The 6,780-nt window shown below is 33.3% G+C and carries 8 protein-coding genes and 2 pseudogenes; all 10 read right to left on the bottom strand.

The annotated features are described in order from the left end of the window. Positions 1-652 (bottom strand): annotated as a pseudogene (locus WBY99_RS10280) (serine hydrolase domain-containing protein); the annotation flags it as partial. A 69-nt stretch (positions 653-721) separates the two neighbouring features. Beyond that, complete coding sequence (locus tag WBY99_RS10285; RefSeq protein WP_423976241.1) at positions 722-1,540, bottom strand: helix-turn-helix domain-containing protein; 819 nt, start codon at positions 1,538-1,540, stop codon at positions 722-724. A 148-nt stretch (positions 1,541-1,688) separates the two neighbouring features. Beyond that, positions 1,689-1,946 carry a Txe/YoeB family addiction module toxin gene (locus WBY99_RS10290; protein WP_423976242.1) on the bottom strand — a complete coding sequence of 86 codons (258 nt, stop codon included), beginning with the start codon at positions 1,944-1,946 and terminating at the stop codon, positions 1,689-1,691. A gap of 1 nt (position 1,947) precedes the next feature. Beyond that, the gene (locus WBY99_RS10295; protein WP_423976243.1) at positions 1,948-2,202 is read right to left on the bottom strand and encodes a type II toxin-antitoxin system Phd/YefM family antitoxin; all 255 of its coding nucleotides are present in this window, start codon (positions 2,200-2,202) and stop codon (positions 1,948-1,950) included. A gap of 208 nt (positions 2,203-2,410) precedes the next feature. Further along, positions 2,411-2,797 carry a hypothetical protein gene (locus WBY99_RS10300; protein ID WP_423976244.1) on the bottom strand — a complete coding sequence of 129 codons (387 nt, stop codon included), beginning with the start codon at positions 2,795-2,797 and terminating at the stop codon, positions 2,411-2,413. 174 nt (positions 2,798-2,971) lie between these two features. Next, positions 2,972-3,967, bottom strand: a complete 996-nt coding sequence (gene dusB, locus WBY99_RS10305) for a tRNA dihydrouridine synthase DusB (RefSeq protein ID WP_423976245.1) — start codon at positions 3,965-3,967, stop codon at positions 2,972-2,974. A gap of 112 nt (positions 3,968-4,079) precedes the next feature. Further along, on the bottom strand, positions 4,080-4,283 hold the full coding sequence (locus WBY99_RS10310) for a hypothetical protein (protein ID WP_423976246.1): 204 nt from the start codon (positions 4,281-4,283) through the stop codon (positions 4,080-4,082). Beyond that, positions 4,283-4,864 (bottom strand): DUF3575 domain-containing protein, encoded by a 582-nt coding sequence (locus tag WBY99_RS10315; RefSeq protein ID WP_423976247.1) that lies wholly within the window; start codon positions 4,862-4,864, stop codon positions 4,283-4,285. Before WBY99_RS10315 ends, WBY99_RS10310 begins: the two co-directional genes overlap by 1 nt. A gap of 11 nt (positions 4,865-4,875) precedes the next feature. After that, positions 4,876-6,048 carry a thioredoxin family protein gene (locus WBY99_RS10320; protein WP_423976248.1) on the bottom strand — a complete coding sequence of 391 codons (1,173 nt, stop codon included), beginning with the start codon at positions 6,046-6,048 and terminating at the stop codon, positions 4,876-4,878. A gap of 301 nt (positions 6,049-6,349) precedes the next feature. Next, positions 6,350-6,780, bottom strand: a pseudogene (locus tag WBY99_RS10325) (glutamine--tRNA ligase); the annotation flags it as partial.

Consider the following 6,780-nt stretch of genomic DNA (forward strand, 5'->3'; position numbering starts at 1 on the left):
GTTTTATGGTTTGAATTTTAATCAATTTTTTATCGACTTTAATTTCAGGAACGATGATTTTGAGTTGTCCTTCTGCAATAATTTCACCAGAAACGAGTTCAGCCAATTTTAGATAAGGTCTGATTTCAATTTTTAAAAGATGTTCGCCGTTCGAAAATGCTTCTTGTCCGCCATTTGCGATGAATCTATTCCAAAGAAATTTGCCCCAAGAATCTTCATTGGTTGAACTTATTAAAGGAACTCTAAAAAGAGTTCTCTGATTTTTACTTTCAGCACTTCCTGCGCCAACATTGAGGTTTTCCACATAAATCTTTTTACCATCAACGAAGAATGTAAACTGATAATTTCCATTTTTAGTCAATTCTTCCGCCGATAATTGAGGTGAAAGTGCATGAAGATAGTTTGTAAGTGAGTTGCCAAGAAAAACCCGGATATTTAAATCGGTGTTTTCTTTGAGTTCAAAAGAAGATAGGAAATCGGTTTGTTTAAAATTTTCGATGGCGATTGTTTTTCCCATAAAAGCAATTTTGCCAATATTTTCTTTATGAATGGGAGAAACTATTCCATCACTTTTTATCAAATCCGATGTTTGTCCGAAAACGGTTGCGGAAATAAATAGAAATATAGAAATTAGAAAACAGTAATTTTTCATTTTTTTTAGATTAAAATTTTTCTGTAAAATTACGAAGGCAAATGCCGTAAAAATAGAACAGAATTAACATCATGAAATAGAATGGGAAATGATTTTCCGGAAATTTTTCGGACTCATTCCGCTGACAGATTTGAAACACCGGTTAAAATGACTTTGGTCTGAAAATCCGCATCCGTAAGCAATTTCGGCTAACGAAAGTTCTTGTTCAGATAAAAGACGGTACGATTTTTCAACTTTCAATTTTCGGACGTAATCACCCAAATTAGCATTAAAATATTTCGAAAAATCTCTGGAAAGATGCACGGGATGAATATCCAAGGTTTTAGATAAATAATCAAGCGTTAAATTATCTGAAAATTCATAAAACAAAATTTCTTTAATTCGCTGAACCCAAACAGGATTTTTATCCCGTTGAATTTGAGATTCCCGAAACATCTCCGAAAGCGCCTTCAACAACAATGTTTGAATAGAAAGTGTCGTCGATTGATCCTCAATTTTGGTTTCTTTAAATATTTTATACAGTAGAAATTTGATGTCAACATTTGCGATTTTCAGACTTCCTTGTAATTGGTCTATGTTAAAATCTAATACGTCAAACCATGTGTTTTTGAGTTCAATTTGGAAGCCTCTGGTATAACCTTCTGGTTTTATGTTGTAATGTGGATCTTGCCAATTGTGAAATAACAGGCTTCCGGCTGAGCAATTATAAATCTCTTTTTTATTCCCTTCAATCACATTTCCTTGAAGAATAAAAGTGAAATAAGCATTTTCATGATAATGCCAATCTACACGATCAAGATTATATTCGGTGTCCGTCAAGGTAATTCCATCCAAATGAATGATTTGATTGGTTTGTCCGAAAAACTCTCCTGTCTGTAATTGCTTCATATTTGATTTTTAAGACGTGTAAGATAGCTCCCAAATATAGAGGAATTTTCTAAAAAAAATCACTTTGTCGCAATGACAAAGTGAAAAATGTATTTTAAAATTAAATTTTTAGAACGGTTATGATTGTTAGTTTCAGCGATAATTCTGGTTAATCATAATGAAATCTGCATTTTGCAATTAGAATTTCATCTTCTTGATATTTGTAAATTAACCGGTGTTCATCATCAATTCTGCGCGACCAAAATCCCGAATATTTATGTTTCAAAGGTTCTGGTTTTCCGATTCCATCAAAGGGATTTCGCGAAATATCTTTCAGTAAATCGTTAATTCTTTTGAGTTTCTTTTTGTCGGTTTTCTGCCAGTACAAATAGTCTTCCCAAGATTCATCTACAAAAATATATTTCATTTTATTCTGAAATTAATTCCTTTGAAAATGATTTCCCACTTTTGAGTTTTTCAATAGCAGAATCTAATCTCATTTCATTGGTTCTTGAAGATAATTCGTGATTGGTCGCCATTAAAGAATTATATTCTTCCAGCGACATGACTACAATTCCGGAATCTTTTCCCCGATTAATAATCAAAGTTTCAAAGTTTTTCGACACTCGATCCAAATAAGATTTTATATCTTTTCTAAAATCCGAAACACTTGCGATCAACATAATTTTGTATTTTTATTTGTACAAATATATGTACAAAAAGTCTTATTGCAAAATGATTGCAGTTCGTAGAATTTTTAAATTGAAAAAAGCTTTTAATTTTTCACAAAAACAAACCTCCTTTAAATTGATTTAAAAGAGGTTTGATTGTCTTATGTTTCTTTTGGGAGAATTAGTTCTGTGAAACAATCATCATTAACTTCCGTGTTTCTCATTCAGTTATTTCTTCGAATTGCGAATTTAAAAAATCTGTAAATTTTTGCATTTCTTTAACTGGGTCATTTTCTTTTTTCCAATTTTGATAATAATAACTTTCAGAAATTTTTTCTTTTAACCAAGGTGAGTGAATTTTTTCAAGTCTTACATTTTTTATAAATTTTGATCTTATGGTAACTTCAATCATTTTCCATTTTTTTCTTGGAAGTCCAATAACAACAATGTTTTCATGCCTCATTCCACCATATGTCGGGAAAATATAAATTTTTGCATCTGCTCTAAATTGCTTGTTTCCACTCCTTATTTCTTTTTCTTCACCGAAATAATGTTTATCAATAATGTTACCAACTAAACACCATTCAAATTCATTTAGATTTTCCATTAAAATATTGTAAATTTATTTGTTTGACGGCGTTTTGGATGAACTTGCAACTATCAAATATACACAATATTCCAATTTGAAAAAAGATGTAAAAAATAACCGAAAGCGAAAAGAAATCAGGACTTGTTGTTCCTAAAAAATGCATTGAAAATTAGTCTTAAAAAAAGATAATTCCTAAGCATCAAAACTATATTCCGAATAAAATTGTTTGGCTTCATCGATGACCACATCCATTTCTTCTAAAGTGAATACTTCCAAAAATTGGCGTCGGAAATCTTTAAAATGTGGGATTCCGCGGAAATAATTGCTGTAATGTTGTCGCATTTCAATTAAACCTAATCGTTCGCCTTTCCATTCCATGCTCCATTCTGCGTGTTGGCGAACGGCTTCTAAACGTTGAGTAATTGTTGGTTCTGGAAGAATTTCGCCGGTTTTGAAGAAGTGTTTTATTTCATTGAAAATCCACGGATAACCAATTGCGCCACGACCGATCATAATTCCGTCGCAGTCGAATTTATTTTTGTATTCTAAGGCTTTTTGCGGAGAATCGATGTCGCCATTTCCGAAGATCGGGATTTCGATATTGGGATTGTTTTTTACGGCATGAATGTAGTTCCAATCGGCTTCGCCTTTGTACATTTGTGCGCGGGTTCTTGCGTGAATGGTTAGCGCTTTTACGCCAACTTCCTGCAATCTTTCGGCAACTTCCATAATGTTGATGCTTTCTGTATCCCAACCTAATCTGGTTTTTACCGTCACTGGCAAATGCGTGGAATTGACGACAGCTTTTGTCAAACGAATCATCAAATCAATATCTTTTAAAACGCCGGCTCCAGCACCTTTACAAACTACTTTTTTTACCGGACAACCGAAATTAATATCCACCAAATCGGGATTCACAGCTTCCACGATTTTTGCAGAAAGTGCCATCGCTTCTTCATCGCCGCCGAAAATCTGAATTCCCACCGGTCTTTCATAATCGAAAATATCGAGTTTTTTCATGCTTTTCATGGCATCGCGAATTAATCCTTCTGAAGAAATAAATTCCGAATACATCATATCTGCGCCGTGCATTTTGCACAAACGGCGAAATGGTGGATCTGAAACATCTTCCATTGGAGCGAGCAACAAAGGAAATTCGGGCAGTTCGATATTACCGATTTTTATCATGGTGCAAAGATAATTGTTTTGAGCGGAATGAAGAAAAGACAATTTTTTAAAAATTCAAAAAAAAAAAACAGACTTCAAGGAAATCTGTTTGGTATTTTAAAGCTTCATTATTTTAATCAAAATCGTGATGTGTATCGTCTTTTGAATTTCTATAGACGAACCACATTCCGATTGTTAATCCGATAACTCCAGCAACGGCGGTCATTAAAGCACGTTCTATTTTGTCGGGTTGGGTATTTCCGATATAATTAAATAAAAATAAAATGATAAAAGTGATTGCTGCAATCACCGCATATTTAGTACTTTTTATATTCATTACTTTAATTTATAAGAAATCATGACACCACCTTTGTAAGGAATCCATTCGCCACTTTTGTCCCAGCGACGACCATCGTCATCATAACGGGCACCTGATTTCTTGAGATATCCTCTATAAAAACCTTGTGAGTTTCCGCCTCCTAAATACAAATCAATATTCCAGTTTTCTTTAATTTTAAACTGGTAACCCACCGTTGCGCCGCCTAAAATTGTAAAACCTCGTTGGTAATTGTCGGTATTAAAGTAATTCCATTTTTGGATATCGAAAACTGCACTGCCTAAATTTAGGCCTACATAAAACTTACTGAAAGCTTCTTTAAAATAATAACGAGCTTCTACGGTGCCCATATACACTTGCGCATGATTTCCCATAAATGATTTCCAAGGAGAAACAAAAACGTCGGCTTGTAGTGTGACTTTTTCTTTTAACTGATATTCGACTCCAGCATTTAACATTCCTATGGGAAGGAGAAGCGCATTTCCTTTTATATAAATGCTTTTAGTAGCAGTAGATTCTTGATTTTGAGCATTGCTCAAAAAGCTAAATATGATGGCAAATGCGATGGCTATTTTTTTCAAAATGGTAAGTTTTATTTTAAATTTTGTAAAAGTTGTGTTGCGGCAGTAGCGTCTTTGCCTTGTTGTTCGGCTAGACTTTTAGACATTTCTGCATAGATTTTAGCGTTTTCTTTCTTTCCAAGTTTGGTGTAGAGTTTTGCAAGAATATAGGTGTTTTCAGTATTTTCCGATTTCATTACCGATTTTTCAGCCCATTCTTCGGCTTTTCTTAAAGAGGTTTTATTGTCCACATGTTCACTGAAGATCCATGCTGCTTTTAATAATTCTTCAGGATTGAAATCATCTGCATTTTTATAATAAATTAACGCTGCATTTTCGTATTCTTTAAAGTTTCCTACAGTGGGATAGTAAATAACTTTCATTCTATTGAGCGCAGTCTCTGCATCTGCTTTTCCTACTAATGGAATCGCATTTTTATAGAAATAATCGTCATTAATAATTCCGGAATTTTGATCTAAAGAATTTTCCATCACTTTAGATATTTTAATATTTACATCAAACTGATTGTAAATATCTTCTGACATTTCTTTAACGATGTTTGCTTTCTTGTCTTTAAATACTTGGTAATTAGGATCATTGGGAGATTTCAGAAAGTATAATAATAGCCCAATATCATCCCTTGTGAGCCCCTGATCTTTCTTAACTTTAAAATAACGCTCGGAAACTTTTTTTGCCAATTCGTAATCGGTCTGGGAATATTGTCGCATCATATTTAATAAAAATGCGGGATCGCTTTCTCCTTTTTCAAAAATTGCTTTAAGTGACCCTTGTGCAAATAGCGGATTGTTGGCCTCTTTTGCAATAGCAAGAAAATCTTTTTCGTCCATATAGCCATAGTTGGTCATCACCACTTCGCCATCTCCATTAAGAAATAAATAAGACGGGTAGGAGCGTATTCCATATTTCAAAGCGATATCACGACCTTCTCCTTTTTCCATATCGAAGTGGGAATTGATGAAATTGGCGTTGTAATATTCTTTAATTGCAGGAAGGGGGAAAATGTTCTTTTCCATCATTTTGCACGGTCCACACCAAGAGGCATAAGCATCCATAAAGACCAGTTTTTTTTCACGTTTTGCTTTAGCTAAGACTTCTTTGAAGGTCGTATTTTCAAAATTGATCGTTTCTTGAGAGAAAGATACCAGAAAAGTAAATAATAAGAGAACTGTAAATGTTTTTTTCATTTTTAATAAAATTCGCTACGAAGATAATTATAATATTATAAGGAGTCTTCATCCTAACTATTTATTTTATTTTCAAACCTGTTTTCAAACGTTTGGTGAGCTATATTTTATGATTATTAGGTTTTTAATTAAATGCTTAATACCAGCAAAAATATTAATTCAACTAGAGGTATTAGGTGCATTTAAATTTAAAATAATAGGAGAGATTTCTATTTTTCGACAATGTAATTAAAGGTTAGGTCAAATGTTATAAAAAAAACTCCGGAAATTCCGAAGTTTAAATATTGTGTGAACTCTAAATTTATTCAGGTTTGAAACCATCTTTCAAAGTCACGGTTCTATTAAATACCAGCTTATCCGCAGAAGAATCTCTGTCTTTTGTGAAGTAACCAATTCTTTGAAATTGATAAGGGTGACCAATTTCTGCGTTTTTTAAACTAGGTTCTGCAAATCCTTTTACCGTTTTTAGACTTTCAGGATTAATGAATTGCATGAAATCTGTTTCTTTTTCAGCATCTGGTTGTGGGGTAGTAAATAATCTTTCGTAAATCCGAATGTCCACAGGAATCGCATGTTTTGCTGAAACCCAGTGCAAAGTTCCTTTTACTTTTCGTAAACTTTCTTCAGTTCCGCTTCCTGATTTACTTTTCGCATCATAAGTTGCATAAATGGTGGTGATTTCTCCATTTTGATCTTTGTCAACACTTTCTGCTTTAATGATATATGCTGATT

Origin of the sequence: Kaistella sp. (genome assembly GCF_049588135.1) — a bacterium.
Classification (GTDB): Bacteria; Bacteroidota; Bacteroidia; order Flavobacteriales; family Weeksellaceae; genus Kaistella.